The following is a 26890-nucleotide window of genomic DNA, read 5'->3' on the forward strand; positions in this document are numbered from 1 at the left end:
AATCGTAGGCTTAGCCCTTACCGCCTTTGATTGCATTGATGATTTCACTGGTTGAGCACCCATCCTCAAAGTTCAATACACGAACTTCGCCACCTGCAGCAATGACTTCTTTACCACCAGCAATCTCTTCTGGTTTGTAGTCACCACCTTTTACTAGCAAGCTTGGCAGAACTTCCGAGATCAAACGTTGCGGCGTATCTTCACTAAATGGTACTACCCAATCCACAGCGCCCAAACCTGCCAATACCGCCATGCGGCGATCAGTTGGATTCACAGGACGACCAGGCCCTTTAAGACGCTTCACTGATTCATCGGTATTCACCGCAACAATCAGGCGATCACCAAGTTCTGCAGCGTGATTGAGGTAAGAAACATGCCCAGCGTGAAGAATATCAAAGCAGCCGTTTGTCATAACGACTTTCTCGCCACGTGCGCGTGCTTTTTTCACTGCTTCAATCAGCGCTTTTTCTGAAATCACACCGTAATCCGTGTCTTGGCTGCCATGTACCGCTTCTGCCAGTTCAATTTCAGACAAGGTCGAGGTACCAAGCTTGCCAACAACAACGCCTGCCGCCGCATTCGCTAGTGCACACGCTTCTTCGAAGGATTTACCCGCCGCAACTGAAGCTGCAAGTACAGAAATCACCGTGTCACCAGCACCTGTCACGTCGTACACTTCTTTCGCTTGAGTCGGAAGGTGGAATGGCTCCTGACCACGGCGGATCAACGTCATGCCGTTTTCACTACGCGTAACCAGTAGCGCTTCAAAATCAAACTCTTCAACAAGCTGAAGTGCTTTTTCAACCAGATCTTGGTCTGATTTTACTGTGCCAACGACATCTTCAAACTCTTTCATGTTTGGTGTTAAGAGTGTTGCTCCACGGTAGCGTTCAAAATCCGCACCTTTAGGGTCAATGAAAACTGGAATGTTTGCTGCGCGCGCTTTTTGGATGTATGCCTGAACATGCTCTAACGAGCCTTTTGCGTAGTCAGACATAATCACGGCTTTAACATTTGGCAGAGCGGCATCCATACGCGATAGCACAGGTGCAGAATCCGTGTTTTCAAACTTATCTTCGAAGTCGAGACGAATAAGCTGTTGTCCACGGCTCATTACGCGAAGCTTCGTGATCGTTGGGTAATCAGGCAGTGCAACGAAATCGCACTTCACATTGAGTGAGCTCAGCGTCTCCGTCAGCACTTTTGCAGGCTCATCTTCCCCTGTTAGACCAACAATGTGAGCATGGCCACCTAGTGATGCGATGTTCATCGCAACGTTCGCAGCACCACCAGGACGCTCTTCATTGTTTTCTACTTTTACAACAGGAACCGGCGCTTCAGGAGAAATGCGTCCGGTTGGGCCATACCAGTAACGATCTAGCATGACATCACCGATGATGAGCACACCAGCGCTGTTGTAATCAGGTAGAATTGGTTTCATTATTGGTCTCCAAAAATTAAATCGAAGTGAGTTTATCACAGCCCTTATCGAGGCTAAATATATGGTCTTAACTGAACCACTGATTCCAAGCCTGTTTTACCCACTCCCTTTCGGCAACAAACTTATCTTCCACCACATCAGCATCTAAATTGAGTAGATTTCTCCGGTGTATTTCGTTTCGCATTGTCGTGTAGGCACGTATCAACTGCATTGCCTGGTCTTCGTCCATGACATTTTGTGCAATGAGCGTTTCAAAGATGCGCACATTATCACACCAACGCGTTAATTTCGGCTTATCGTGACTATAGTTGAGCACTAAGTACTGAGCGAGAAATTCGATATCGGTAATCCCTCCCACGTCTTGCTTGAGCATAAAACGGCCGGGCTTTTTCCCCCCAAGATGACCGCGCATTTTCTCTCTCATTTCGACAACGGCTTTTTTCAGTTCCGTCCGATCGCGCGCTTTGCACAACACATCATGTCGCGTATTGTGAAATGCAATGGCAAGGGGTTCATCGCCGTAAATCAAGCGCGCGCGCACAAGTGCTTGATGCTCCCATGTCCAGGCTTCTTGATGCTGATAATCGTCAAACGCATCGGTTGGGCTAACCAACAAACCTGACGCGCCAGATGGGCGCAAGCGGGTATCGACTTCGTACAAAATGCCGGAAGCGGTGCGAGTCGAGAAAATATGGATGATGCGCTGCGCTAGGCGAAGGTAGAACTGACGACCGTCGATTTCCTTTTTGCCATCTGTATAGACATTGACTGGGCAGTCATGCATGAAGACGATATCCAAGTCGGAGTTATAGCCGAGTTCCCAACCACCGACTTTGCCATAGCCAATGACGGCAAAACCCTTGCCTTCACGATCTTTTACATGCGTTGGCTCGCCGTATTTTTCGGACACTTGCAACCAAGCCTGACTGACCACAGCATCAACGATAGCTTCCGCCAAATAGGTTAAGTGATCACTCACTTTCATCACCGGCAATGCACCAGCAATATCCGCCGCCGCAATACGTAAAATGCAGATTTGCTTAAACTGGCGCAACGCTTCCATTTGCTGCTCCATATCATCTTCTGGAATACGGGCCAGATAATCACGCAGCTCTGTACGGTAACTGTCTAATGGGATTGGATTGTACAACTGTGCAGGGTCGATCAACTCATCGAGTAAGATCGGATACCGAGATAGCTGCTCTGAAATCATTGGGCTTGCGGTACACAAACGCACGAGCTGTACTAGAGCAGCTGGATGCTCATCCAATAACTCCAGATAAGTCGTACGAGTGCAGATATTGTGCAGTAAATGCAGCACTCGCGGTAAACCAAACTGTGCATCAGGGTGGGCAAACACCGCATCAAACACCTTCGGCATCAAACGGTTTAACACTTCTCGTCCACGCGGTCCTAACGTTTTTTTAGCCAGATCGGTTTTAAAGTTGATGATGGTTTTCGCGCATGAAGCAAAGTCTTCAACCTGAATATCCTGCTGCAAGATATGTTCAAGCACATCTTGTTTGTTCGCCATATCCCATAACTCATGAAAATGACGAGCAACCGTAGTGCCCTCATCTTCTTCATCATCACCAATTAACGACTCAAATACTTGATGGACATTCGCCATGTGCTGCTGAGTTTGCTCAATCAGTTGGTCCCAAGAGGTCATTTGCATCGCGGTAGCGAGCTTTAAGCGTTCGGTTTCGCAATCAGGCAGCGTCTGGGTTTGCTTGTCCGCCATCGCTTGCAACAAGTTTTCTAATTGACGTAAATACTTGTATGCAGCTTCTAGACTGCTGACTTCTTGCGAAGTGAGTAACCCCAGCTCTTCAATGCCTTGCAGCGTTTCCAACAACCCTCGATTACGAAGAGAAGGCTCGCGCCCCCCTCGAATTAATTGAAAAACTTGGGCGATAAATTCAATTTCTCGGATGCCACCTGCGCCTAACTTAATGTTGTTGTTCAAACCTCGGCGGCGAACCTCACTACTGATCATCGATTTCATCCGACGCAAAGACTGAATCGCACTGAAATCAATATAGCGACGAAAAACAAAAGGACGCAGCATTTGGCGTAGCTCTTGGTATTGCGGGTACATTTCGCACCCCATCACTCGAGCTTTGATCATAGCGTAACGCTCCCAGTCACGTCCCTGTTCTTGATAATAATCTTCAAGCGCAGCATAGCTCATGACTAATGGGCCACTTTCTCCAAATGGGCGAAGTCGCATATCTACGCGGTAACAGAAGCCATCGAAGGTTTGTTGGTCGAGCGCTTTGATGATGCGTTGACCAAGGCGAGTAAAGAACTGGGCATTGGCAATACTGCGGCGCGCGCCTTGTGTCTCACCGTTTTCTGGATACGTGAAAATCAGATCGATATCGGAAGAAAAGTTTAATTCGCCGCCACCCAGTTTCCCCATGCCGATAATCAACATCGGCTGTACTTCACCTTCCTCACTAGTCGGCGTTCCCCACTCCTGACAACACGCTTGATATTGCCATTGATAGGTTTCAAAAATCATCGCTTCTGCCAATTCGGATAAGTGGCTTAAAGACGTTTCTAGCGACCATGCATGCATGAAATCCTTCCACGCAATGTACACCATTTCTCGGTTGCGAAACTGACGCAACACGCGATGACCAGACATCTCATCCGGGCATTGTCCCAACAGTGCAGCAAGACGTGAACGGTAAGATTCCTGACGACTTGGTTGCGCTAACATGCTTGGCAACTCACGGGCTAAAATTTCATCGCGATGAATGGCTTCGGTAATAAACTGGCTTAAGCCCGCCACATAGCGAAATTGCTGCGCAATCTCATCTGGCCAAAGGGGAAAATAACCTGCCTCTTGAGCATTTTGTACGGCAGATTCAGCGATAGAAATCAGTGGCGAAGGCAGCTGCATTTTTCTTCCTTGTTTGAAAAGCACGGTAACTCATTCTTTATACCAGACTTAAAGCAAATAAAAACGCCCACAAAAGGTTTGTGGGCGTTTTATCAAAAGTTCTGGATGGAATATTAAACTTGGAAAGATTTGATCTTCTTGTCTAACTCACCAGCATTATTTTGCATCATTTCAGAAGTTTCTAGCAGCTCTGTCACAACCACAACCGAGGCTTCTACCAGCTCACGTACATTGGTAAGGTTTTGACTCATCTCTTCTGCAACACTGCTTTGCTGACCAGACGCCGTCGCGATTTGGAAGTTCATGTCATTGATTTGCGTCACTTGCCCAACAATACCATCGAGCTCAGATCCAGCATTAGAAACCAGCTCGTTTCCATCGGCCGCTTCCACTACACTTTTCTCCATGAGTTCTACAGCAGATTCTGCACTGGTTTGCAGCTGCGCAATCATCTCTTGAATTTCTACCGTCGCTTGTTGTGTACGTTGTGCAAGGTTACGAACTTCATCTGCAACCACAGCAAAACCACGACCCGCCTCGCCAGCTCGCGCCGCTTCAATCGCCGCATTCAGTGCAAGCAGGTTAGTTTGTTCAGAGATACCTTGAATCGTACCCACAACACTACCAATGGATTCAACACGTTCTTCGACCTGGTTAACCGCCTGAGCCGATGAAGCGATGTCCGACGAGAGTTCACTCATTTTCGCCATCGTACTTTGCAAGAACTGTTGACCAGAAATCGCTTGTGCGGAAGCTTGCTCTGTAAGAGAAGACGCCGTCTGGGCATGTTCTGCGACGGTTTGCACCGTCGACGACATTTCACTCATCGCCGTCGCAAGTTGATCAATTTCGTTAAACTCTTCTTGCGCCGACTCTTTCGTTTCCGACATGCTCAGCGTCATCACTTCCGTGAGTGTGGATAACTCATCAGAAGCATTAATTTGCATTTGAATCACATCGTGCAATTGGCGACGTGTCTTTTCTAATTCACGTGCCACGTCTCCGTATTCATCTTTACAATCCATACCAAATGGCACGGAGAGGTTCTTGCTCGCCATCAGTTTGATCGCGTCGCTCAGATACTGTGTTTGACGCAGCATCACTCTAGCCGCCGCTAATAAGAGTACGACAAAAACCACAATCAATAAGGCGGTTTGCCAAGCAACTTGCGTTAAGTATGCTTCGTAATGCTGTTGGGCAACTTGCGCGTTTTGTGTCGCCGCTAAAAGTGAATCGTAAAAGGTGTTCGCGTCCCACAGTTGTTTTGCCACTATCAGGACAGTACTGAAGACCATCAACATGACCATTTTAGGAACCAGTCGAATGTCGGATATGACCCTTTCCCATGGCTTAAATGCCAGCTTTTCCATTGTCAGTTCTCCACCGAGTCTTATATAGTCTTTATCTATAATCTTTATATTACTTATAGTTATGTTCGCGTTTAGCGTGGTTACGCGATTTATTTCGAGCTTCGTATGAAAAACAATGATATCAAAGACAGCACACGACCGATGGGCCTGTTGTCACTAATATTGTCTTTTATGGCACTATTTGTGATCTCTGGCTTGTTGTTTTTCCCGATCGATCACGAAACCCGTCAAGTTCTTATCGGTCTGGATTTCATAATCTGTAGTATTTTTCTATTACAGCTCACCATTGATTTGATCCGGTCCACAGATCGGTGGTTATTTCTTAAACGTCATTGGATAGATTTCGTGGCGAGCATCCCATTAATAGAGCCACTGCGCTTTGCTCGTATCTTTCATATTCTTCGAGTGGTATTAGTACTGCGCTCGTCGAAGTTCATTTTGCATCAGCTCAAAGAAAACCGCCGCGAAACCACGGTCGCCTCAATATTACTGTTGATGGTGATCCTCATTACGCTCGGTTCTAGTGCAATGCTGTTTATCGAAGCGAAAAACCCAGAAGCGAATATTCGCACTGGCGCCGATGCTTTGTGGTGGGTATTCGTAACGATCTCAACCGTTGGTTACGGCGATCATTATCCGGTGACCTCAATAGGAAAGTTTTTAGCCGTCATCATCATTGTTTGTGGTGTGGGGATCTTTGGTATGATTTCGGGTCTTATCACCTCTATCCTTACTGCCCCGACAAAACAACAGACGCACAGCTCAATCAATAAAGAACGTATGCTCGAGCAGCTCCTAAGCCAACAAGCGCAAATACTAGAACGACTCGACTTCATAGAACAAGAGCTGCAACAAAGCAAAACAAAGACAAAAAAATAGGACCATGCGGTCCTATTTTTTGTACAGGTAGTCAAGGTGATCATTCACGCCAATAAGGCTGAACTTCCACACTGATCGCTCGGGTTTGATCCATTGCATGCAAAATTGAACGCTCTTGACGGTGCAACCAGCGTTCTAACTGCTCTTTTTCTGCGCCTTCCAACATATCAACCAACGGAAGTAAGTGGTTCAGCATTAGCAGATCATCAATACCATGCACCAGATCCGCCCATGGCAAACGGAAGCTGTTACGCTCATCCGAGTTATATAGACTCGCGAAACCAATACCGGTATAGAGATTACGCAGCAAACGATAGCGCTGATCAACGTACTCTTGCGCCGTCAGGTCACGCTCTGCAGGGAAAGCTTCCATTAGTTCTGCCCAAGTGCGATCGAGCTGAGTGACTGAAAACGGCATGATATTACTTGCCATTTTTTCGCGCGCTTTTTCATCAAGAAACGGCTGCCAGCCACGCGCTAAGATCCAGCGACTAAGATCCAGCAATAACCCAGTGTAACGCGCGGAATTGAGTAGCCCTAGCACTTCTTCACGGCTTGGCAACTCTTGTAACTGCTGAGTCAACTCAGATACTAAGAACTTACGCGCATCCAACTTACGCAGCACATTGCCTTTGTCATCTAAGAGCTCTTCAAGGTGTGCATGCTCATCCAACCAACTCAGTTCTTCTTCCAACCATTTAAGCTCTTGGCGCAGAATCGCACTCGCGCGACGAGGGACAACACCACCAAAAATGGTCAATGTTTGACGAATAAAACGAATGGCATTGCTGATTTCACGTAGCGCTTCCACATTGTCACGCTCAGCATAAATTTGCTCGTGATAATGCCAGTGAGATAGGGCGTGTTCTAAAGAGTTGATCAAGCAGTATTCAACGGTATCCGTCGGGCTACTGTCCACAAGTGCCAACGATTTTACTTCATCACCTGCATAGCCACTTGCAAGTCGATAGCCTTTCGCCGCCTTACTCAAGTTACCCAAACGCATGCCACCTTGCTCGCAAAAGCTACGTGCTAGTGTAAATAGGGCATCGGTTTGGCCCGATTTAAGTTCCAGTTCAACTTCGCAAATCGGTTCTTGTTTCTCTTCCCCATCTTCACCTTTGGCTACGACCATACCTTGGTCAAACGCCACTTCTATTTGGCTACCATCTGGCATGCCAATCAGCCACTGTTCACGTGTGAAGTTGGTCGAGAATAACGGCATAAGCTCAGATTGCAGCGTTGCTGCATCTTTACCTGGCGGCCAAATGTCTACAGGATGAAGCGACAGGTTAGGCTCGTCGCTAGTGTGCTCAGCATTGTATTCTGGTCTTTGATGTAAGCCTGCGACGACGCGTCCTGCTGTCTTTACGGTTTGGACGAATACATCATCAAAACGGCGAATTCTTAAACCAATGTCGTGCTTTCTCAGCCATTTATCGGCGGTATCAAAGTAGGTGTTACCCAAGTCACGACAACTATGCTGAAGTACTTTTGTCTCAGAAATTTTTTCTTTTAAAGTTTCTGAAAATTCAGGAGAAACAAAAAACTTCAGTTCTATTTCGGTTTCCATAGCTATACCTTTCAAAGCAGATAGAAACAGGATATTGCGTAATTTCTCGCACGGCAAGAGAGAAATATCGCCGGAATGATGATCTAAAACAGTTTTAATGAGCGATTTAATGCGTTACCATGCGCGCCTTTATAGCCATCGTTCAACATTTCGCCAAGCACTCAGAAATGGTGTATGTTTTTTTAAGGTTATAGTTATTAGGTTGAATGACCATGCCAGTAAATACAATTATGGGGTTATTTGCAAAGTCCCCAATTAAGCCTTTGCAACGCCACGTTGTGTGTGTCAACGAATGTTGTTCACACTTGGTGAAATTCTTTGAAGTATCTTCAAAGGGTGACTGGGAAAAAGCATCTGAAATCCGTGCACAAATTTCTCACCTAGAGAAAGAAGCGGACGTGCTGAAACGTGAAATCCGTCTAAAACTGCCTCGCGGTTTGTTCATGCCAGTAGACCGTACTGACATGCTTGAGCTTCTGACTCAGCAGGACAAACTTGCAAACCTGGCAAAAGACATTGCTGGCCGTGTATATGGTCGTCAACTTGTCATTCCTGAGGCTCTCCAACCAAACTTCCTCGCTTACGTTCAACGTTGTCTTGATGCGGCCGATCAGGCGCAAAAGGTAATCAATGAACTTGATGAATTGCTAGAAACCGGCTTCAAAGGTCGTGAAGTGACGCTCGTCGCTGAAATGATTCATCAATTAGATGTCATCGAAGATGATACCGATGCTATGCAGATTGAACTTCGTCAACAGTTGATGGCGATTGAGTCTGACATGAACCCTATCGATGTCATGTTCTTGTACAAGATTCTTGAATGGGTAGGTGGTATTGCCGACCAAGCGCAGCGCGTAGGTGCTCGTTTGGAAGTCATGCTATCTCGATCTTAAAACATAAAGTTAACGACATAACGAAGAGCATAATGAACACGTGTCATAGGGACGATGACTATTTTCATCGTCTTATGGTTTGGCGCGCGTAAAATTTTGTTCCGCTTGTTATAAAACAACTAGGTATTACGATGGATATCCTTGCGAACTACGGCACTGTCCTGATTATTGTTGCAGCGATTTTTGGTTTCATGATGGCGATTGGTATTGGCGCGAACGACGTTGCTAATGCGATGGGTACATCAGTAGGTTCAAAAGCGCTAACCGTAAAACAAGCTATCATCATTGCGATGATCTTCGAATTTGCAGGTGCTTACCTTGCAGGCGGTGAAGTAACCGACACTATCCGTAAAGGTGTAATCGAAACTTCTTTATTTGCTAGTCAACCTGACGTTCTTGTCTACGGTATGATGTCTGCTCTTTTGGCTGCGGGTACATGGTTACTTCTTGCCTCTTACATGGGCTGGCCAGTATCTACGACTCACTCAATCATCGGTGCAATCATTGGTTTTGCATGCGTATCAGTAGGAACTGAAGCGGTTGACTGGGGCAGCGTTCAAGGCATTGTTGGTAGCTGGATTATTACACCAGTGATTTCAGGTTTCTTTGCTTACGTTATCTTTGTCAGCGCACAACGTCTGATTTTTGATACTGAGAACCCGTTATTTAACGCCAAACGTTTTGTTCCTGTTTACATGTTCATCACAACAATGGTGATTGCACTTGTAACTATCAAAAAAGGTCTAAAACACGTTGGTCTTCACCTAACCAATGGCGAAGCTTGGATGTGGGCAGCAGCAGTTTCAGCACTCGTGATGGTTGGCGGCTACGTATACATCCAGAAAAAATTCGCTAATCGCGAAGAAGACCGCAGCTTTTCTGGCGTGGAAGGTATCTTCAGCGTTCTGATGGTTATCACCGCTTGTGCAATGGCATTTGCACACGGTTCAAACGACGTTGCAAACGCCATTGGTCCACTGTCTGCTGTAGTATCGACTGTTGAACACATGGGCGAAATCAGCACGAAAAGCACCATCGCTTGGTGGATTCTACCTCTTGGTGGTATTGGTATCGTGGTCGGTCTTGCGACACTGGGTCACAAAGTAATGGCAACCGTTGGTACAGGTATCACTGAGCTAACTCCTAGCCGTGGTTTTGCAGCTCAGCTAGCAACCGCTTGTACTGTTGTTCTAGCTTCTGGTACTGGTCTGCCAATCTCAACCACTCAAACATTGGTTGGTGCGGTTCTCGGTGTTGGCTTTGCTCGTGGTATCGCGGCACTAAACCTGGGCGTGGTTCGTAACATCGTGGCATCATGGATCGTTACACTACCAGCAGGTGCACTATTGGCCGTTGTATTCTTCTACGGACTTCAAGCGATGTTCGCTTAAGACACTCGTCAATAGAATGTAAGCGCTTTGTCATTATTGACTCAAACGCACAGAAAGGGAGGCTTTGCCTCCCTTCTTTGTTGCACCGAAGTTTGAAACTGCATACTATTCGTCTATTTCCGGCTCCAATCATTCGGTGCCAACGCTGTCTCCAAGAAAAATCGTTAAGGGATTTACTGTGAAAAAACTAATCATCACGGTTTTGTTTACTTTGCTAGCAGCGCCAGCGGCCCTAGCAGCAGACCGTTATATTTCTGATGACCTCTTCACTTTTATGCACTCAGGTCCAAATAACACCTACCGTATTATTGGTAGTGTTAATGCCGGTTCTAAAGTACAACTTATTAAAACCAACCGAGATACTGGCTATACGCAAGTTCGTGATGACCGCGGTCGTACTGGTTGGGTACAAAGCAAGTTTGTGACAAACCAAGAAAGCATGGCGATTCGCCTTCCTCGCATTGAGAAAGAGCTAGCAGAAGTGAAAGAGCAGCTTGCTAACGCTCGTAAAACTTCTGATGCAGAGAAAGCTGGCCTTGTTACCTCTCTAGAAACGCGCAACCAACAAATTTCCGATCTTGAGAATAAATACTCTGAGATCAGCGACCAGCTTACTTCTGTTGAAACAGAAAACCGCGAGCTGCGCGCTAAACTGGATACACAAAAAGACGACATGCTGCTTAAGTACTTCACTTATGGCGGCGGTGTTGCAGGTTTAGGTTTGCTATTTGGTTTGATTCTTCCGCATGTCATGCCTCGTAGAAAACGTTCACCTGCGGGTTGGGCATAAGTCCTTAGCCCTTTTATCTATAAAAAAGAATGCAAAAGCCAGTCGATATTCGACTGGCTTTTTTGTTTGCTTAGTTTTACGGAAATCTGCACTACTCCCCCATTGAACTAGATGCTCGACGACGATCCGTTGCGCCATAAAGCTTGCCATCTTTTAGCTCAATTGCATTCAAACCACTTACCACTGGAATAACGTGTACTGGGTAGCCAAGCTCCATAAACTCCGGCACCAACATTTCTGCGAAGGTTTTCTTCTCCACCAGCAAGCCTGTTGGGTCATACGGCTTCGTGCGGTCTATCTTGGTACCGTACTGGATGTTTGGTAAGTCAATAGCCTCTTGCGCTGATAAGTTCCAATCCAGCACGCCAACCACGGTTTTGAGTACATACCCCGGGATTTGCGAACTTCCTGGTGAACCGACAACCAAACGCAAGTTATCATCACTGTCCATCACCATTAATGGCGTAATGGCTGAGCGTGGACGCTTACCCGCTTCAATCGAGTTTTGAGTAGGCTTACCGTTAAGCGTTGGTTGAGGTGAAAAGTTTGCCATTTGTGCATTCAAGATAACGCCATCAACCATGACACCAGATCCCATTCCCGTGCCAACGGTGCTGGTCATAGCAATCGCATTACCTTCCCTATCAACGATAGAAATGTGCCCTGTATCTTTGCTCTCGAAGCCTTGATATTGCGCATACTGAGTTTGCGTTATCTGTCCGGCTTTTGGATTCTCTTTCGAGGTGCCATTATCAGGGATTAAATCACGTCTCTGGTCCAAATAGGTTTTAGATAACAATTGTTCAACTGGTGCTTCCACATAATCCGGATCTCCGGCATACGCAATACGATCAGCTTTTGCTAAGCGCATCGCCTCGGTCATTAAACGCCAAGGCTCTACATCCGTTTTCGCCATATGGGCAATGTCATAGGGTGCAAGCAGTTCAAGACTCTGAGCGACCATCACACCGCCAGAAGCTGGGTAACCAAAAGAGACGATTTTATTCCCACGATAGTCGCTCTCGATGATGTCACGCTGCTTCACTTGGTAATGTTTAAAATCTTCTAAAGACAACTTCTCGTGTTGGTCGCCAATACGACTATTGACCGTCTCTACGATGTGCTGACCAAGCTCACCACTATAAAGGTAACTATCGCCTTGTTGCGCGATCTTCCTCAGCGTCTCAGCCATCTTAGGGTTCTTCATTAACGTCCCTGTTGGCTTCACTTCATCATCTTGCCAATACAAGGCTTTAATTTCTGGATCGCGAACCAAACGCGTTTGCTCTCGCACGACGATATCATAGGTATAGCTGTTCATCGCGTATCCATCACGCGCGAGCTTAATCGCAGGTTGAACCAACTCAGACCATGGTAATTTGCCGTATTGCTCATGAGTGGAATAAAGTAGACGCAAGGTGCCCGGCACTGCAACGGAGCGAGGCCCCAAAATTTCATCGCGGCTGAGTGCTTTCCCATTTTCAAGAAACATCTCAGGGTGAGCGCTAGACGGCGCTTCATCTCGCCCATCAAGGGCTAAAAACTTCTGCTTGTCATGTTGATAAAACAGCGCGAAAGTACCGCCGCCAATTCCCGTCATATCCGGTTCAACCACAGACATCACCATCTGCATCGCGACCATAGCATCAACGGCGTTCCCGCCATCTTTCAATATTGAATAACCAGTGCTGCTCACGTAAGGGTTGGTCGCGCTGACCATAAAATCTTGTCCGTTATTATCTGGTGTTATAGGGAAAGGGGTCGGCTTTGCTGCGTAACTTAACGACGCAACAACACTTAAAGAAAAAATCAGAATACGCATGTGTCTCTGTGTAGACTCCTGTTATTTCATGGGGTCTAACGTGGACCAGGTCGTGATGACGAAGTTCGTCAATATGGCGTTTTTTTACACAACGCTGACTGGAGTTATTCTACTAATACATGACTGATATTGATGTAATTTAAACGACTGAGAAAAGCTATATTTAGCTTGTGTGAGTCCCTAAAAATCATCACTCAAATAGATAAAAAAGACCTTATGAGAAACAAAAAAGCCAGCGACATGACCTCGCTGGCTTGATGATTTACTATAAAAAACGGCTACCCTTTCCACTCATACAACGCTGGGATACGAATTTGCTCACCTTGGAACTCGACAATCACCGCTTGCGGTTGTATTTCCCTTAATGTGACCTGCCCATCAACAACGTCTCCTTGATGATATTCAACATTGTTAATCTTCACCCAGCGGCGATTTTCATCACTGGCGTACATGTGAGTTTGCAAATTGAGCGCAGGTAAACGCCCTTGCCATTGGTGAGCGTTGCGCTCTAAATCGTTCACGCGCACCGTTTGTGGTGAAGGCGCATCATCTCGGGATAACGCATTTTCGACCTTTCGCGCCAAATCAGGAGATAATGAGGACAAGTCAAGATCATCCAGAGACAAACCTAGGTCCTCTTCAACTACTGAAGTGCCTTGAGTTGATACAGATGTTTCTATCTCGTCTTTGTTTGCTGTATTACTCACGTATTCATCAGATGTTGCAAACGTACCAAAATCACGAGACAGCTCTGCACTTGGCCACTCTCTTGGCAATTGCGCCAACTGAGTAGTTTCAGGGTAGTCCAATGCTTTGAACGGTTGTTCCGCTTCCATCTTAGCCTTAGGGGCGGAAGTACTAGCTTCAGCATGAGGCGTAAGGAGATATAAATACCAAGCAACTCCGATTGCAGCAACGGTGATCGGCAACAAGAACAAACCAATATGTTTCATGGCTGACATTATGCGTCCTCCTTCTCGATTCGTGCCAGTTGAGGCGCATCTGGCTGCACGTTTTGTTGAAGACGATCTAGCGTCCGCTTACCTGCAATGCCGTCGACCCCAATACCTTGCCAACGTTGGAATAACTCAACGCGCTCTTTCATCGCACCATCAAAAATAGACGTCTCAAGCAGTGGTTCACTTACCGCTTCTGCTAATAGTCGGTCTAATACTTCGATCGCAGGGCCTTCCATGTCTAAACGTAATGTCTCTTTCAACGGCGCTTGCCACAGTTCAATGATATTGCCTTGCCACATCGGCTTTAGCCACGAAATAGGCAGACGCAGGCGCTGCTTGCCATTGAGTACTTCGACTTTGTCATTACCGACGGCGTACAAAATGACATACCCAACATCACCTTGATAATTCAACTCCAAAATTACAGGGCGATTTTGTTGCATCAGCAGCGGCCAGGTCGCCATTTTACGCTCACAACGCATGGTCGATTGGGGTTCTGATAAACAAAGATTGTCGCGAACCGATGCTTGATAACCCCACAAGCGATACAAATCATTCACGGCGAGATTCGACTGTTTTTGTGCTAACAATAAGTCACGCTGATCATCTGTCAATTGTTGGTTGACGACTATTGGCGTTGGCTCCTCTCTTGGTGCGGTCACTTGCGCCAACACTGACGTTGCTTGAGCTGGCATATAATTCACGACCGCCCACCCCGTACCTAATGCCGCAATAAGACCCACCGTGACAGAGCCCCAAGCAGGCCAGCGGAAAGTACGGCGCTCTTTTTTATCTTGCTGATAAATATCTGCCTGAAACTGCATCACCTCTTCACAGGCCTGCTGAACGGTTTGCTTATCCACCACCACATTACCTTGGTGATAACTGATGTTGAGAGATTTATCACAGATAAGATTAATCAAGCGCGGGATGCCGTGACTGTATTTGGCAATGAGTTTACAAGAAGCACGATTAAACAGTTGTTGGTCACCACCTGCCGTATGTAATCGAAACGCGATGTAATCTTCTGTCTCTTTTTCATCCAACGGCAACAAGTGATAACGCCCAGTAATCCGCTGAGCGAGCTGGCGTAGTTGCGTTGTTTGTAATAACCGCTGTAATTCAGGCTGTCCGACCAACAACACTTTGAGAAGTTTTCTGGTATCGGTTTCCAAGTTGGTCAACAAACGTAACTGCTCTAAAACGTCGGCAGCGAGGTGTTGAGCCTCATCAATGACCAGCAATGTCTGCCAGCCTGAGCGATAATTACGCAGCAAGTATTTGTGAATCACTTGGTTTAGCTGTTTGAGGTTTGCATCTGGCGGGTAAGTAATTTTGAATTCATCGCAAATAGCTTCGAGCAAGTCTCGACTCGAAAACGTGGGATTTAGGATCAGACCCGCTTTGGTGTTATCACCTAAATTCGCCAGCATCGCTTTTGCGACGGTCGTTTTGCCTGTACCCACTTCGCCAGTAAGCATAGCAAAACCACCGCCATCGCCTAGCCCGGCTTGGAGATGTGTGATTGCCTCTTTGTGACGTTGGCTTAAATACAAATAACGCGAGTTTGGAACAATCGAAAATGGTTGTTCTACAAACCCAAAAAAGTCCTTATACATTAGGCTCTCCAGCTAAAAAACCACCAGGGAATAGTCAGATATAATATAAACATAGCTGCATCTACTCTCGGGAGTAAAGAAAAGTACCATTGCTTGCTACAATGTCCAACGGCATATCAATAAATTAAGAGGTAATTCGTGCAAGTTTATTTAGTAGGTGGCGCAGTTCGAGATAAATTGCTCGGAATTGATAGTTATGACAACGACTGGGTGGTCGTAGGTGCGACTCCCGAGATGATGCTGTCCCAAGGGTACACCGCCGTTGGTAAAGACTTTCCTGTATTTTTGCACCCAAAAAGTAAAGAAGAACATGCACTTGCGCGAACAGAAAGAAAATCAGGCTCTGGTTACACTGGCTTTGAGTGTTTCTTTGATCAAAGTGTCACCTTAGAAGAAGATTTAATTCGTCGTGATTTAACCATTAATGCAATGGCAATGGATGATGCAGGTAAGCTCCATGATCCTTACGGCGGCCAGAAAGATCTCAATAATAAACTCCTACGCCATGTCTCAGACGCCTTTGTCGAAGATCCTCTACGCGTTTTACGTGTCGCTCGCTTTGCTGCCAAGCTGGCTGATCTAGACTTTACGGTTGCCGACGAAACCATGCAGTTAATGCGCCACATGGCAGAATCTGGGGAGCTGAGCACACTGACTCCCGAGCGTGTTTGGCAAGAATGGCATAAGTCCCTCTCCACCCCTCGCCCTGATATCTTCTTATCGGTTCTAAGAGATTGTGGTGCATTGGCCGTTGTTTTACCTGAAATTGATGCACTATTTGGCGTGCCTCAACCAGCAAAATGGCATCCAGAAATCGATACAGGCATCCATACTTTGATGGTGGCAGAGCAAGCCGCAAGATTGAGTGACTCACTCCCCGTCAGATTTGCCGCTCAAGTGCATGACTTGGGCAAAGGGGTGACGCCAGAGAGCGAATGGCCAAGCCACAAAATGCATTGTCATACAGGATTAAAACTGATCAAAAAGCTGTGCGAGCGTGTCCGTGTACCGAATGAGTTTCGTGATTTAGCCTTGATGGTGTGCGAACAGCACTCCAATATCCATCGTGCGGCCGAGTTAAAGCCGCAAACCATCATAAAAATACTCAACAAATTCGATGTGTGGCGCAAAGCTGAGCGCTTAGAAGATATTTTAATATGTTGTCAGGCTGACCATGCAGGTCGAAAAGGGTTAGAAGAGAAGCCTTATCCTCAAGCTGAGATTTTTACCCACGCTTATCAAGCCGCAGCCGCCGTAGATGTTCAGAGCATCATTAAGGATGGATTTAAAGGCCCGGCAATACGTGATGAACAAGAAAAGAGACGGATTGAAGCGGTAAGAGTCGCTTTGAAATAAGTGATCTGAGCTCAGATTAATTAACCGAATTGTATTCATGCCAGGTCATTCCAGCGAGACTAGGAATCTAATATCAGCACGCAGGGAAGTTTTAGAAATGGCCAACGCTACAAGAAACTCGGAGAGAAGGTTCTGAACCTCGCTCCTTCGTCGCTGTTCAGAATGACGTTGTGGTTTAGGTATGCAGCTTGCGGTTAAGCAAGCTGCCAATCCGTCGCGTTATCAGGCGCTAAGCAAGAACGCAAACAAACCGAAACCTAGAATCAGACGGTAAATCACAAACGGTGTCATGCCCATGCGTGAAATCATCTTTAAGAAGAAGTGGATACAGATGTACGCACTGATAAACGATGTGATGATACCAGTCAGCAAGAAACCAATATGGACAGGTTCACCACTGGTCACTAGCTTCATGCCTAAGTAGCTACCTGCTAATGTAATGATCGGGATCGACATTAAAAATGAAAAGCGCGCAGCCGCTTCTCGAGTAAAGCCAAGGTAAAGTGCAGCCGTAATGGTCGCCCCTGAACGCGACGTTCCAGGAATCATCGCTAAGGCTTGGGCAATACCGATAAACACGGCTTTCTTCCAACCCGTTTGGTATTCATCCGCAACCAACTTAGCGTTTTTGTCTACCCACCAAAGCAACAAACCAAATACGATCGTTGTGGTCGCGATGACATAAGCGCTACGTAGATACACTTCAATGATGTCTTTCATCAACAAGCCAAACACACAAGCTGGAATCGTGGCGATCACGATCATCCAAGCAAGTTTTGCTTCTTTACTCCGATCTCCTTTAAAGATCGAAGCAAATAATGCCTGGAACAGAGTGATCACTTCATGGCGAAAATAGATCACTACCGCCATTAATGTACCGACGTGAACAGCAACATCAAAGGCTAGACCTTGGTCTTCCCATCCCAAAATGGCGGAGGGCAGGATCAAATGGGCAGAGCTCGAAATAGGCAAAAACTCTGTCAGACCCTGAATCAGAGCCAGAATAAAGGCTTCAAAATAACTCATGTAAACAACTCAAATTAAAAATGAAAAAGAAACAGGTTTGAGTGAATCGACTGGCTGCATTGCATGCCAAATATCTGCGACTGTGCGTCCATCGCCTGGGATCACTAATTGAGGTTCGAGATCATACAGAGGCTTTGTGACAAAAGGATATTTGTAGATATCACTGCGAGGTAGCTCAGGTTTTTTCTTGGAGACACATTCACCGAACAACACTATATCGAGATCCAGTGTTCGATCCTGATACTTTTGCGCATTTTCTTCGCGTCCCCACTTAAATTCAATCTCACGTAGCTGATGACTCAACTCTTCTAATGACAACTCGGTACGCATTGCAACGACAAAGTTGTAGAAGTTCTGGCTGCTAAAGCCAATAGGTTCACATTCATATACCGGCGATACGAGGAGACTTTCTCCAAGCTGTAGCAGCTCCTGATACGCAGCGAGCGCATGTTGTTCTCTTTCTACATTCGTACCAACACCGATATAGGTGGTGATCATGCTTGACCTCGCTCAATCACGACACCAACAGCGCGTGCTTGTGGCACTGCACCAGGTTTTGCTAAACGGATTTTCACCCAAGGCACAGAGAAACGCTGCATGATAAGCTCTGCCACTTCTTCGGCTACGCGCTCAACCAACAGAAAACGACCATTTTCAATATGGCTCAGTACCGCCTCACTCACTTGCGAGTAATCCAACGCATCTTGCACATCATCACTTTTACCCGCAGGCTTATTGTCGTGCGCCATTTCGATATCCAGAACCAACTTTTGTTTAATTTGTTGTTCCCAGTCGTACACGCCAATCGTGGTGATTACTTCTAATTGTTCAATAAAAACTTTATCCAGAGCCATCTTATGTCCTTCTATTACAGAGGTCGGATACCCGTGAGGGGTAATTTGATCGTAGTATTCTATACCTAAGTAACATTTCCTTGGGTCATCACAATGTTACTTAGGTATAAACTGCGAAAGCATCTTTATATACAAGAAATCACATAATGCAAGCTCTATCACAGTGAGGATTTCTGCATTATGTGAATTCGAGGTATGATAGCAACTACGCGGGAACCGAGCATTAAATTCCAATCCATCAAGGACTTCTATGGACGCACTGGCACTGATAATGACAATGGCCGCCTATTTACTGGGTTCGGTTTCCAGTGCGGTTTTGATCTGTCGACTCTTAAAACTGCCAGACCCACGCAGTGTAGGCTCCAACAACCCTGGAGCAACGAACGTATTGCGTATTGGCGGACGAGGAGCCGCTGTTTCAGTCTTGTTGTGCGATATGCTCAAAGGCACCATCCCCGTGTGGGGCGGATACTTTCTTGGTATCGACCCTATCATTCTTGGCGTCATCGCCATTGCTGCCTGTCTTGGGCACATGTACCCCATCTTTTTCCACTTTAAAGGCGGAAAAGGTGTCGCAACCGCACTTGGCGCTATCGCTCCGATTGGTTTGGACTTAACAGGATTAGTGATGTTAACTTGGCTGTCAGTAGCCGCGCTATTCCGCTATTCATCCTTAGCGGCTCTCGTCACGGTTTTGGTCACTCCGTTTTATACTTGGATGTTTAAACCGCAATACACGTTACCTGTTGCTATGCTGTGTTGCTTAATCGTATTTAAGCATCATCAAAATATTCGGCGGCTTTTGTCTGGCGACGAGCCAAAAATCGGCGAGAAGAAACTGACACAAAAAAACTCGGCTTAATGCCGAGTTTTTCGTTTAAAGAGGGATGCATTGGTTATGCATAAACTCGATTCAGGAAGTTCAACAGCATTTGGTTGACGAATTCCGGCTGTTCTAAACAACTGATGTGTCCCGCTTGCGGAATTTCTACCAACTCACTGCCCGTGATACAGTCTTTCATTAAATACGATTCGAAAACCGGGCGAGGCTTATCTTCACAGCCCACCGCAATTAACGTCGGCAGAGCGAATTTTTCCGAATCTTCAATCACATCACGGCGACCAAACACCATGCGCCCTATGCGAGCTACTTCCACTGCACGCTCACCACTCAGGCTTTCTAAACTGCGTTTGAATGAAGCGACCAACTCAGGGTTATCCTGATCGACGTTGTTGGCAAAGAACAGCGGCACAACGGCTTCAATAATTGGCGCAGGCACCGCTTGGACTTGGCTGATAGTATCAAGCATTGCAAAGTACTTTTTATACGTAACTTCTGGCTCCCAGCCAATGAAGGTATCCATCAATACCAGTGATTTCACACGTTGCGGTGCTTGAGCCGTTAGCTCCGCTCCCCACATGCCGCCAACAGATAAGCCCACCACCGAAAACTCTTCAATGTCCAAATGATCCATCAACGCCAACATATGTTGTGCATAATCAACTAATGACTCTGTCGATGTAGGGGCCGCTTCTGACTCACCATGTGCCCACAAATCTGGCACAATACAACGATATGACTGGCTTAAAACTTCAATTTGTGGCGCCCACATTTGGCTATCCCACAAATAACTGTGACCAAACAGTAATACTGGACCATCACCTTTATCAAGGTAAGCAAGTTGCTGACCTTCAATTTCAAACTTATTCATTGTTATATCCATTTCTTATTCTTCCGCACCATCCTATCACTGAAACGATACCGAACTGCTCGCATCAGTCAGAGTGTAAACGAAGCTTTTCATTGAATAGCTAAAAATAAAGGCCTCTGATGAGCAGAGACCTTTATCGTAGTGAATCTATTTCAAACCTACCGCATAAGTTTGATTAAGCGACTGGCGTCAGTTGGTCAATCGGCCAACGTGGGCGAGCCTCTACCGACATATCTGCCACTTCGCCATTCTTCAAACGCTGCATACCAGCGTAAGCGATCATCGCACCATTATCCGTACAGAACTCAGTTCGTGGGTAGTAAACCTCGCCGCCAACTTTCTTCGCTAGCTTCTCTAACTCTGCACGTAAACGACGGTTAGCACTCACACCACCAGCAATAACAATACGCTTCATGCCTGTTTGCTCAAGCGCGCGTTTACATTTAATCGCCAATGTTGCACACACGGCTTCTTCAAATGCCAGTGCGATGTCTGCGCGAGTTTGCTCGTCATCGCCATTCGCAGCAATCGTATTTGCTGTAAAGGTTTTCAGGCCAGAGAAACTCATATCCAAGCCAGGGCGATCAGTCATTGGGCGCGGGAACTTAAAGCGACCCGGCGTGCCTTTTTCTGCCAGTTTAGATAATAGTGGGCCGCCTGGGTAATCCAAACCCATTAGCTTCGCTGTTTTATCAAACGCTTCGCCCGCCGCATCATCAATCGACTCACCCAGAATTTTGTACTCACCGATGCCTCTCACTTCGACCATCATCGAGTGACCACCAGATACTAATACCGCTACAAACGGGAACGGTGGTGGGTTATCTTCCAGCATTGGAGCCAACAGGTGACCTTCCATATGATGAACAGGTACCGCTGGCACTCCCCAAGCATAAGCAATACTGCGACCAATAGTAGCGCCCACTAATAGTGCACCAACGAGACCCGGCCCCGCGGTGTACGCGACACCATCAATGTCTTTCGAAGTTAAGTTCGCTTCTTTTAGTGCCTCTTTAATAAGAGGAATGGTTTTCTTTACATGGTCACGTGAAGCCAACTCAGGCACCACACCACCGTAATCTGCGTGCAGTTTTACTTGGCTGTAAAGCTTGTGTGACAACAGACCTTTTTCATCGTCATAAATCGCGATGCCAGTCTCGTCACAAGAGGTTTCAATACCGATAATGCGCATGGTTTTCTCAGTATGCTTTCTGTATAGAGGAAATTTGGGCGTCATATTACCTCGCCTTGGTGCTGCAAACAAATTTTGTACAGACAATAATCGACAAAAGGCTTTACAAAGTAGTTGTGATCGGATTAAAATTCCGCACCATTTTTGATCAAGCTGGTAAGAGACCAAACAATTGTGATTTGGTCTGTTGAATGCCAGCGTTAACGAATAACCCCTGAGGTGAAAGGCATATGCCAGTAGTTAAAGTACGTGAAAACGAACCGTTCGACGTTGCTCTACGTCGTTTCAAGCGCTCTTGCGAAAAAGCAGGTATCCTTTCTGAAGTGCGTCGTCGTGAGCACTACGAAAAACCAACTACAGTTCGCAAACGCGCTAAAGCAGCAGCTCAAAAGCGTCACGCTAAGAAGCTAGCTCGCGAAAACGCTCGTCGCGTTCGCCTGTACTAATAACTGAGCTCCAAAAGGAATTTAGTTATGGCTCTGATTGATCAACTCAAAGAAGAGCAAAAATTAGCGATGAAAGCCAAGGACAAATTGCGCCTTGGTACTATTCGTTTAGCCCTATCAGCAATCAAGCAACGTGAAGTTGACGAGCAGATTACTCTGAACGATGACGACATTCTTGCAGTATTGACCAAAATGGTTAAACAACGTCGCGACTCTGTAGCGCAGTATGAAGCAGCGGGTCGTCAAGATCTTGCTGATGCGGAACAAGCAGAAATTACCGTTCTTGAGGACTTTATGCCTCAACCACTGACAGACGAAGAAGTAGCGGCTCTTATCGAGAACGCGATTGCTGAATCTGGCGCAGCTGGCATGCAAGACATGGGCAAAGTAATGGGCGTTCTGAAACCGCAAATTCAAGGGCGCGCAGATATGGGTAAAGTAAGCGGTTTAGTTCGCGCTAAACTGGCTTAAGATACCCCACCCAATTGCAGCAAGCCGTGCTATCCTTTGGAACGCACGGCTTGTTTGTATCTGGATGAATGGAATGAAATAAGTGAGCAACACGCTTATTCTTTTAAAGCATTCACTCCACTCATCATCTTCTTTTTTTGTTAGGTTTTATGGCTGGACACATCCCTCGCAGTTTTATCGATGACCTTCTAGCTCGACTTGATATTGTCGATATCATCGACGCACGTGTGAAACTTAAGAAAAAAGGCAAAAACTACGGCGCATGCTGCCCGTTCCACAACGAAAAGACGCCGTCATTCAGCGTCAGTCAAGAAAAGCAGTTCTACCATTGTTTTGGTTGTGGTGCGCACGGAAATGCCATCGACTTTTTGATGGAATTCGACCGGCTAGAATTCGTCGAAGCCATTGAAGAACTCGCTTCATACTTGGGCTTAGATGTTCCTCGCGAACAACGTAGCGGCGGTAATGGTTCGTTCCAGTCAGGCCCACAAGCAAGCAGCAGTGAAAAACGTAATCTATACGACTTAATGGGCAGCATTGCTCAATTTTATCGTAACCAACTCAAGCAGCCAGCAAGTAAAGTGGCGATTGAGTATCTAAAAGATCGCGGCCTGTCTGGTGAAATCGTCCAGAAGTTTGGCATCGGCTATGTGGCTGATGAATGGGATTTAGTTCGTAAGAACTTTGGCCAGAATAAAGAAAACCAAGACATGCTCGTCACAGGCGGCATGTTGATTGAAAACGATAAAGGCAACCGCTACGACCGATTCCGTGGTCGAGTGATGTTTCCTATTCGAGACAGACGCGGCCGAGTAATAGGCTTTGGTGGTCGAGTATTAGGTGATGGGACACCGAAATATCTCAACTCACCCGAAACCCCGATATTTCATAAAGGTAAAGAATTGTATGGCCTTTATGAAGTACTACAAGCGTACCGTGAGCCACCACAAATTTTAGTGGTTGAAGGCTATATGGATGTTGTCGCGCTTGCTCAATATGGCGTAGATTATTCCGTTGCCTCATTGGGTACCTCTACAACGGGCGATCACTTGCAAGTATTATTCAGGCAAACAAGCACTGTCGTATGTTGTTACGACGGTGACCGCGCAGGTCGTGAAGCCGCGTGGCGTGCCATGGAAAATGCATTGCCTTACCTAACTGATGGTCGCCAGTTAAAATTCATGTTTTTGCCGGATGGAGAAGATCCCGACTCTTATATCCGACAAAACGGAAAACAAGCATTTGAACAACAAGTGTCTAATGCGATGCCCTTGTCTGAATTCATGTTCAGCTCATTGACTCAGCAAGTCGATATGAGCACGAAAGAAGGCATGGCAAAACTGAGTACCCTTGCTGTTCCTCTCATCGACAAAGTCCCTGGCGGCACTTTAAGACTATACTTGAGAGAACTGCTTGGCCGCCGTTTGGGTTTGGTTGATGAACGCCAACTACAGCAGCTAATTTCAAAACAAGGTAAAGAGGATAAAAGGCCTCAACCTCATAAAGAAATCAAGCGAACGCCGATGCGAGAAGTGATCGCGTTACTGATTCAAAACCCACAATACGTAAGTATGGTGCCAGATCTAACTAGCGTTAGAGATTTACCCATTCCTGGTCTAAGTTTATTTGTTGATGTACTTGATAAATGCCAAGCGCATCCCCATATCAACACAGGCCAATTATTAGAGCATTGGCGAAACAGCCAAAATGAGACCCTTCTGTCTCGTCTCGCGAGTTGGGACATTCCACTCGATGAGGACAACCAAGAAGAAATATTTTTAGACTCACTGGACAAAATTATTGCCCAGTGCGTAGAAAAACAAATTGAAAACCTGCAGGCCAAAGCAAGAAGTGTCGGTTTATCAGCCGAAGAGAAAAGGGAGCTGCTAGCACTTATGCTAGATTTAAAAGCGTAACCCTGTTTAATTAGTCAGCAACGATTTAATTTGTTATAGTAAGTGGTTTGCATTTCGCATACTGATTCCTTCACCAGATTACGAAGTTGGATACCGTCTATGGATCACAATCCGCAGTCACAGCTAAAGTCACTTGTTATTAAAGGCAAGGAACAAGGCTATCTGACCTACGCCGAAGTAAATGACCACCTACCTGCTGAAATCGTAGATTCAGAACAGGTAGAAGACATCATTCAGATGATCAACGACATGGGCATTAAGGTAGTAGAAACTGCTCCTGATGCTGATGATTTAGCACTGAACGATGACACAAATATTACCGATGAAGATGCAGCCGAAGCTGCAGCCGCTGCACTGTCTAGCGTAGAGAGTGAGATTGGTCGTACAACAGACCCAGTACGTATGTACATGCGTGAGATGGGTACTGTCGAACTTCTAACTCGCGAAGGCGAAATCGACATCGCAAAACGTATTGAAGAAGGTATTAACCAAGTTCAATCGTCTGTTGCTGAATACCCAGGTACGATTCCGTACATTCTTGAGCAATTTGACAAAGTTCAAGCTGAAGAACTACGTCTTACTGACCTTATTTCAGGTTTTGTAGACCCAGATGCTGACGACACCGCTGCCCCAACAGCAACACACATCGGTTCTGAACTGACTGAATCTCAGTTAGAAGAAGAAGACGATGAAGACGTTGATGACGACGAAGATAGCGATGACGATTCAGATGATTCTGAAGAAGATGTAGGTATCGATCCAGAATTAGCGCTAGAGAAATTCAACCAACTACGCAGCACCTATCAAAATCTTCAATTAGCAATCAACGAGTACGGCTATAACAGCCCGAAAGCAACCGTTGCTAATGAAATGATGCTAGACGTATTCCGCGAGTTTCGTCTAACGCCTAAACAGTTTGATCACCTAGTGAATGAACTGCGTACTGCTATGGATCGCGTTCGTACTCAAGAACGCCTGATCATGAAGTCTGTGGTTGAATACGGCAAAATGCCGAAGAAATCATTCATCGCGCTGTTCACTGGTAATGAATCAAGTGAAGCTTGGTTGGATGAAGTTCTTGCTTCAGACAAGCCATACGCTGAAAAGATCAAACGTAACGAAGAAGAAATCCGTCGTTCAATCGCTAAGCTAAAAATGATTGAAGAAGAGACTTCTCTAAACGTACAGAACATTAAAGACATCAGCCGTCGTATGTCTATCGGTGAAGCAAAAGCTCGCCGTGCGAAAAAAGAGATGGTTGAAGCGAACTTGCGTCTTGTAATTTCTATCGCGAAAAAATACACCAACCGTGGCCTACAGTTCTTGGATCTTATCCAGGAAGGTAACATCGGTCTGATGAAAGCGGTAGATAAGTTCGAATACCGTCGTGGTTACAAGTTCTCGACTTACGCAACGTGGTGGATCCGTCAGGCAATCACTCGTTCAATCGCGGACCAAGCACGTACGATTCGTATCCCGGTACACATGATCGAAACGATCAACAAGCTAAACCGTATCTCTCGTCAAATGTTGCAAGAGATGGGTCGTGAGCCACTACCGGAAGAACTGGCTGAGCGCATGCAGATGCCAGAAGACAAGATTCGCAAAGTTCTGAAAATCGCTAAAGAGCCTATCTCAATGGAGACACCAATCGGTGACGACGAAGATTCGCATCTAGGTGATTTTATCGAAGATACAACGCTAGAACTTCCGCTAGATTCTGCAACAGCAACTAGCCTTAAAGTGGCAACAAAAGACGTGCTTGCAGGTCTAACGCCACGTGAAGCGAAAGTACTTCGTATGCGCTTTGGTATTGACATGAACACTGACCATACTCTAGAAGAAGTTGGTAAGCAGTTCGACGTTACTCGTGAGCGTATCCGTCAGATCGAAGCAAAAGCACTACGTAAACTTCGTCACCCAAGCCGCTCAGAGACTCTGCGCAGCTTCCTAGACGAATAATCGCAGCGCATACAAGCTTTTAGAAATCAAAAAAGGTGACTTTAGGTCACCTTTTTTATTATCTACTGTGCTAAGTGGATAAAAACTAAGCGCAATTGCCCTAGTTGGTATCTAGACACCTTGCAACGCTTCCCCTATAATCGTTGTCCTATTAAGGCCCCTTAGCTCAGTGGTTAGAGCAGTCGACTCATAATCGATTGGTCATGTGTTCAAGTCACATAGGGGCCACCATTATTCCTTAAGGCTTATGGAGAAATCCGTAAGCCTTTTTTCGTTCTGGTCCTTTCCATATCCGGTCTGCGATTAC

General features: G+C 46.1%; 22 protein-coding genes and 1 tRNA gene. 11 read left to right on the forward strand and 12 right to left on the reverse strand.

The features are described from left to right. Window positions 1-10: 10 nt before the first annotated feature. The 3 genes from hldE to NL645_RS16880 form a co-directional block, all read right to left on the reverse strand. Window positions 11-1441, reverse strand: a complete 1431-nt coding sequence (gene hldE / locus NL645_RS16870; RefSeq protein WP_253652085.1) for a bifunctional D-glycero-beta-D-manno-heptose-7-phosphate kinase/D-glycero-beta-D-manno-heptose 1-phosphate adenylyltransferase HldE — start codon at window positions 1439-1441, stop codon at window positions 11-13. 67 nt (window positions 1442-1508) lie between these two features. Further along, the gene (gene glnE, locus NL645_RS16875; RefSeq protein WP_253652086.1) at window positions 1509-4352 is read right to left on the reverse strand and encodes a bifunctional [glutamate--ammonia ligase]-adenylyl-L-tyrosine phosphorylase/[glutamate--ammonia-ligase] adenylyltransferase; all 2844 of its coding nucleotides are present in this window, start codon (window positions 4350-4352) and stop codon (window positions 1509-1511) included. Between the two features lie 113 nt (window positions 4353-4465). Then, complete coding sequence (locus NL645_RS16880; RefSeq protein WP_005395942.1) at window positions 4466-5722, reverse strand: methyl-accepting chemotaxis protein; 1257 nt, start codon at window positions 5720-5722, stop codon at window positions 4466-4468. Between the two features lie 105 nt (window positions 5723-5827). Here NL645_RS16880 and NL645_RS16885 point away from each other — a divergent pair, with 105 nt between their 5' ends. Further along, window positions 5828-6601 carry a potassium channel family protein gene (locus NL645_RS16885; protein WP_104974514.1) on the forward strand — a complete coding sequence of 258 codons (774 nt, stop codon included), beginning with the start codon at window positions 5828-5830 and terminating at the stop codon, window positions 6599-6601. A 40-nt stretch (window positions 6602-6641) separates the two neighbouring features. Here the strand turns inward: NL645_RS16885 and NL645_RS16890 are convergent, their stop codons facing one another. After that, window positions 6642-8174 (reverse strand): inorganic triphosphatase, encoded by a 1533-nt coding sequence (locus NL645_RS16890; RefSeq protein WP_253652087.1) that lies wholly within the window; start codon window positions 8172-8174, stop codon window positions 6642-6644. A 212-nt stretch (window positions 8175-8386) separates the two neighbouring features. Here NL645_RS16890 and NL645_RS16895 point away from each other — a divergent pair, with 212 nt between their 5' ends. From NL645_RS16895 to NL645_RS16905, 3 genes are all read left to right on the forward strand, one after another. After that, on the forward strand, window positions 8387-9067 hold the full coding sequence (locus NL645_RS16895) for a TIGR00153 family protein (protein ID WP_031780508.1): 681 nt from the start codon (window positions 8387-8389) through the stop codon (window positions 9065-9067). A gap of 131 nt (window positions 9068-9198) precedes the next feature. Further along, window positions 9199-10458, forward strand: a complete 1260-nt coding sequence (locus tag NL645_RS16900; protein ID WP_005395948.1) for an inorganic phosphate transporter — start codon at window positions 9199-9201, stop codon at window positions 10456-10458. 178 nt (window positions 10459-10636) lie between these two features. Beyond that, on the forward strand, window positions 10637-11248 hold the full coding sequence (locus NL645_RS16905) for a TIGR04211 family SH3 domain-containing protein (protein WP_031780509.1): 612 nt from the start codon (window positions 10637-10639) through the stop codon (window positions 11246-11248). A gap of 91 nt (window positions 11249-11339) precedes the next feature. On the opposite strand, the gene ggt is transcribed toward NL645_RS16905, so the two are convergent. The 3 genes from ggt to NL645_RS16920 form a co-directional block, all read right to left on the reverse strand. After that, entirely contained in the window at window positions 11340-13070 is a 1731-nt protein-coding gene (ggt, locus tag NL645_RS16910; protein WP_253652088.1) for a gamma-glutamyltransferase, read from the reverse strand. Between the two features lie 278 nt (window positions 13071-13348). After that, complete coding sequence (locus tag NL645_RS16915) at window positions 13349-14032, reverse strand: general secretion pathway protein GspB (RefSeq protein ID WP_253652089.1); 684 nt, start codon at window positions 14030-14032, stop codon at window positions 13349-13351. Next, the gene (locus NL645_RS16920; protein WP_005395952.1) at window positions 14032-15648 is read right to left on the reverse strand and encodes an ExeA family protein; all 1617 of its coding nucleotides are present in this window, start codon (window positions 15646-15648) and stop codon (window positions 14032-14034) included. Before NL645_RS16920 ends, NL645_RS16915 begins: the two co-directional genes overlap by 1 nt. Before the next feature lie 138 nt (window positions 15649-15786). On the opposite strand from NL645_RS16920, the gene NL645_RS16925 reads away from it, so the two are divergent. After that, the gene (locus tag NL645_RS16925; RefSeq protein WP_253652090.1) at window positions 15787-17004 is read left to right on the forward strand and encodes a multifunctional CCA addition/repair protein; all 1218 of its coding nucleotides are present in this window, start codon (window positions 15787-15789) and stop codon (window positions 17002-17004) included. Window positions 17005-17226: 222 nt separating this feature from the next. On the opposite strand, the gene NL645_RS16930 is transcribed toward NL645_RS16925, so the two are convergent. From NL645_RS16930 to folB, 3 genes are read right to left on the reverse strand one after another with little or no spacing between them, the layout of a single operon-like run. Then, window positions 17227-18030, reverse strand: coding sequence for an undecaprenyl-diphosphate phosphatase (locus tag NL645_RS16930; RefSeq protein WP_006743204.1), 804 nt, complete (start codon window positions 18028-18030; stop codon window positions 17227-17229). A 9-nt stretch (window positions 18031-18039) separates the two neighbouring features. Next, window positions 18040-18528, reverse strand: coding sequence for a 2-amino-4-hydroxy-6-hydroxymethyldihydropteridine diphosphokinase (gene folK / locus NL645_RS16935; protein WP_012841141.1), 489 nt, complete (start codon window positions 18526-18528; stop codon window positions 18040-18042). Continuing rightward, window positions 18525-18884, reverse strand: a complete 360-nt coding sequence (gene folB, locus NL645_RS16940) for a bifunctional dihydroneopterin aldolase/7,8-dihydroneopterin epimerase (RefSeq protein WP_005395977.1) — start codon at window positions 18882-18884, stop codon at window positions 18525-18527. Before folB ends, folK begins: the two co-directional genes overlap by 4 nt. 250 nt (window positions 18885-19134) lie before the next feature. Here folB and plsY point away from each other — a divergent pair, with 250 nt between their 5' ends. Then, window positions 19135-19746, forward strand: a complete 612-nt coding sequence (gene plsY / locus NL645_RS16945) for a glycerol-3-phosphate 1-O-acyltransferase PlsY (RefSeq protein ID WP_005379857.1) — start codon at window positions 19135-19137, stop codon at window positions 19744-19746. Window positions 19747-19780: 34 nt separating this feature from the next. On the opposite strand, the gene NL645_RS16950 is transcribed toward plsY, so the two are convergent. Together NL645_RS16950 and tsaD are read right to left on the reverse strand one after the other, a co-directional pair. Then, entirely contained in the window at window positions 19781-20596 is an 816-nt protein-coding gene (locus NL645_RS16950) for an alpha/beta fold hydrolase (RefSeq protein ID WP_253652091.1), read from the reverse strand. A gap of 175 nt (window positions 20597-20771) precedes the next feature. Beyond that, entirely contained in the window at window positions 20772-21788 is a 1017-nt protein-coding gene (gene tsaD, locus NL645_RS16955; protein ID WP_046874179.1) for a tRNA (adenosine(37)-N6)-threonylcarbamoyltransferase complex transferase subunit TsaD, read from the reverse strand. Between the two features lie 230 nt (window positions 21789-22018). Between tsaD and rpsU the strand changes: the two genes are divergently transcribed. From rpsU to NL645_RS16980, 5 genes are all read left to right on the forward strand, one after another. Continuing rightward, entirely contained in the window at window positions 22019-22234 is a 216-nt protein-coding gene (gene rpsU / locus NL645_RS16960) for a 30S ribosomal protein S21 (RefSeq protein WP_001145625.1), read from the forward strand. A gap of 27 nt (window positions 22235-22261) precedes the next feature. After that, window positions 22262-22705 (forward strand): GatB/YqeY domain-containing protein, encoded by a 444-nt coding sequence (locus NL645_RS16965; protein ID WP_005395984.1) that lies wholly within the window; start codon window positions 22262-22264, stop codon window positions 22703-22705. A 149-nt stretch (window positions 22706-22854) separates the two neighbouring features. Then, the gene (gene dnaG / locus NL645_RS16970) at window positions 22855-24621 is read left to right on the forward strand and encodes a DNA primase (protein WP_005379719.1); all 1767 of its coding nucleotides are present in this window, start codon (window positions 22855-22857) and stop codon (window positions 24619-24621) included. Between the two features lie 99 nt (window positions 24622-24720). Continuing rightward, window positions 24721-26583 (forward strand): RNA polymerase sigma factor RpoD, encoded by a 1863-nt coding sequence (rpoD, locus tag NL645_RS16975; protein WP_005395986.1) that lies wholly within the window; start codon window positions 24721-24723, stop codon window positions 26581-26583. Window positions 26584-26738: 155 nt separating this feature from the next. Continuing rightward, window positions 26739-26814 (forward strand) — tRNA-Ile (locus NL645_RS16980). The last annotated feature ends 76 nt before the right edge of the window (window positions 26815-26890 follow it).

It is taken from the genome of Vibrio sp. Y51_MX_L26 (assembly GCF_024181935.1).
Lineage (GTDB): Bacteria > Pseudomonadota > Gammaproteobacteria > Enterobacterales > Vibrionaceae > Vibrio > Vibrio diabolicus.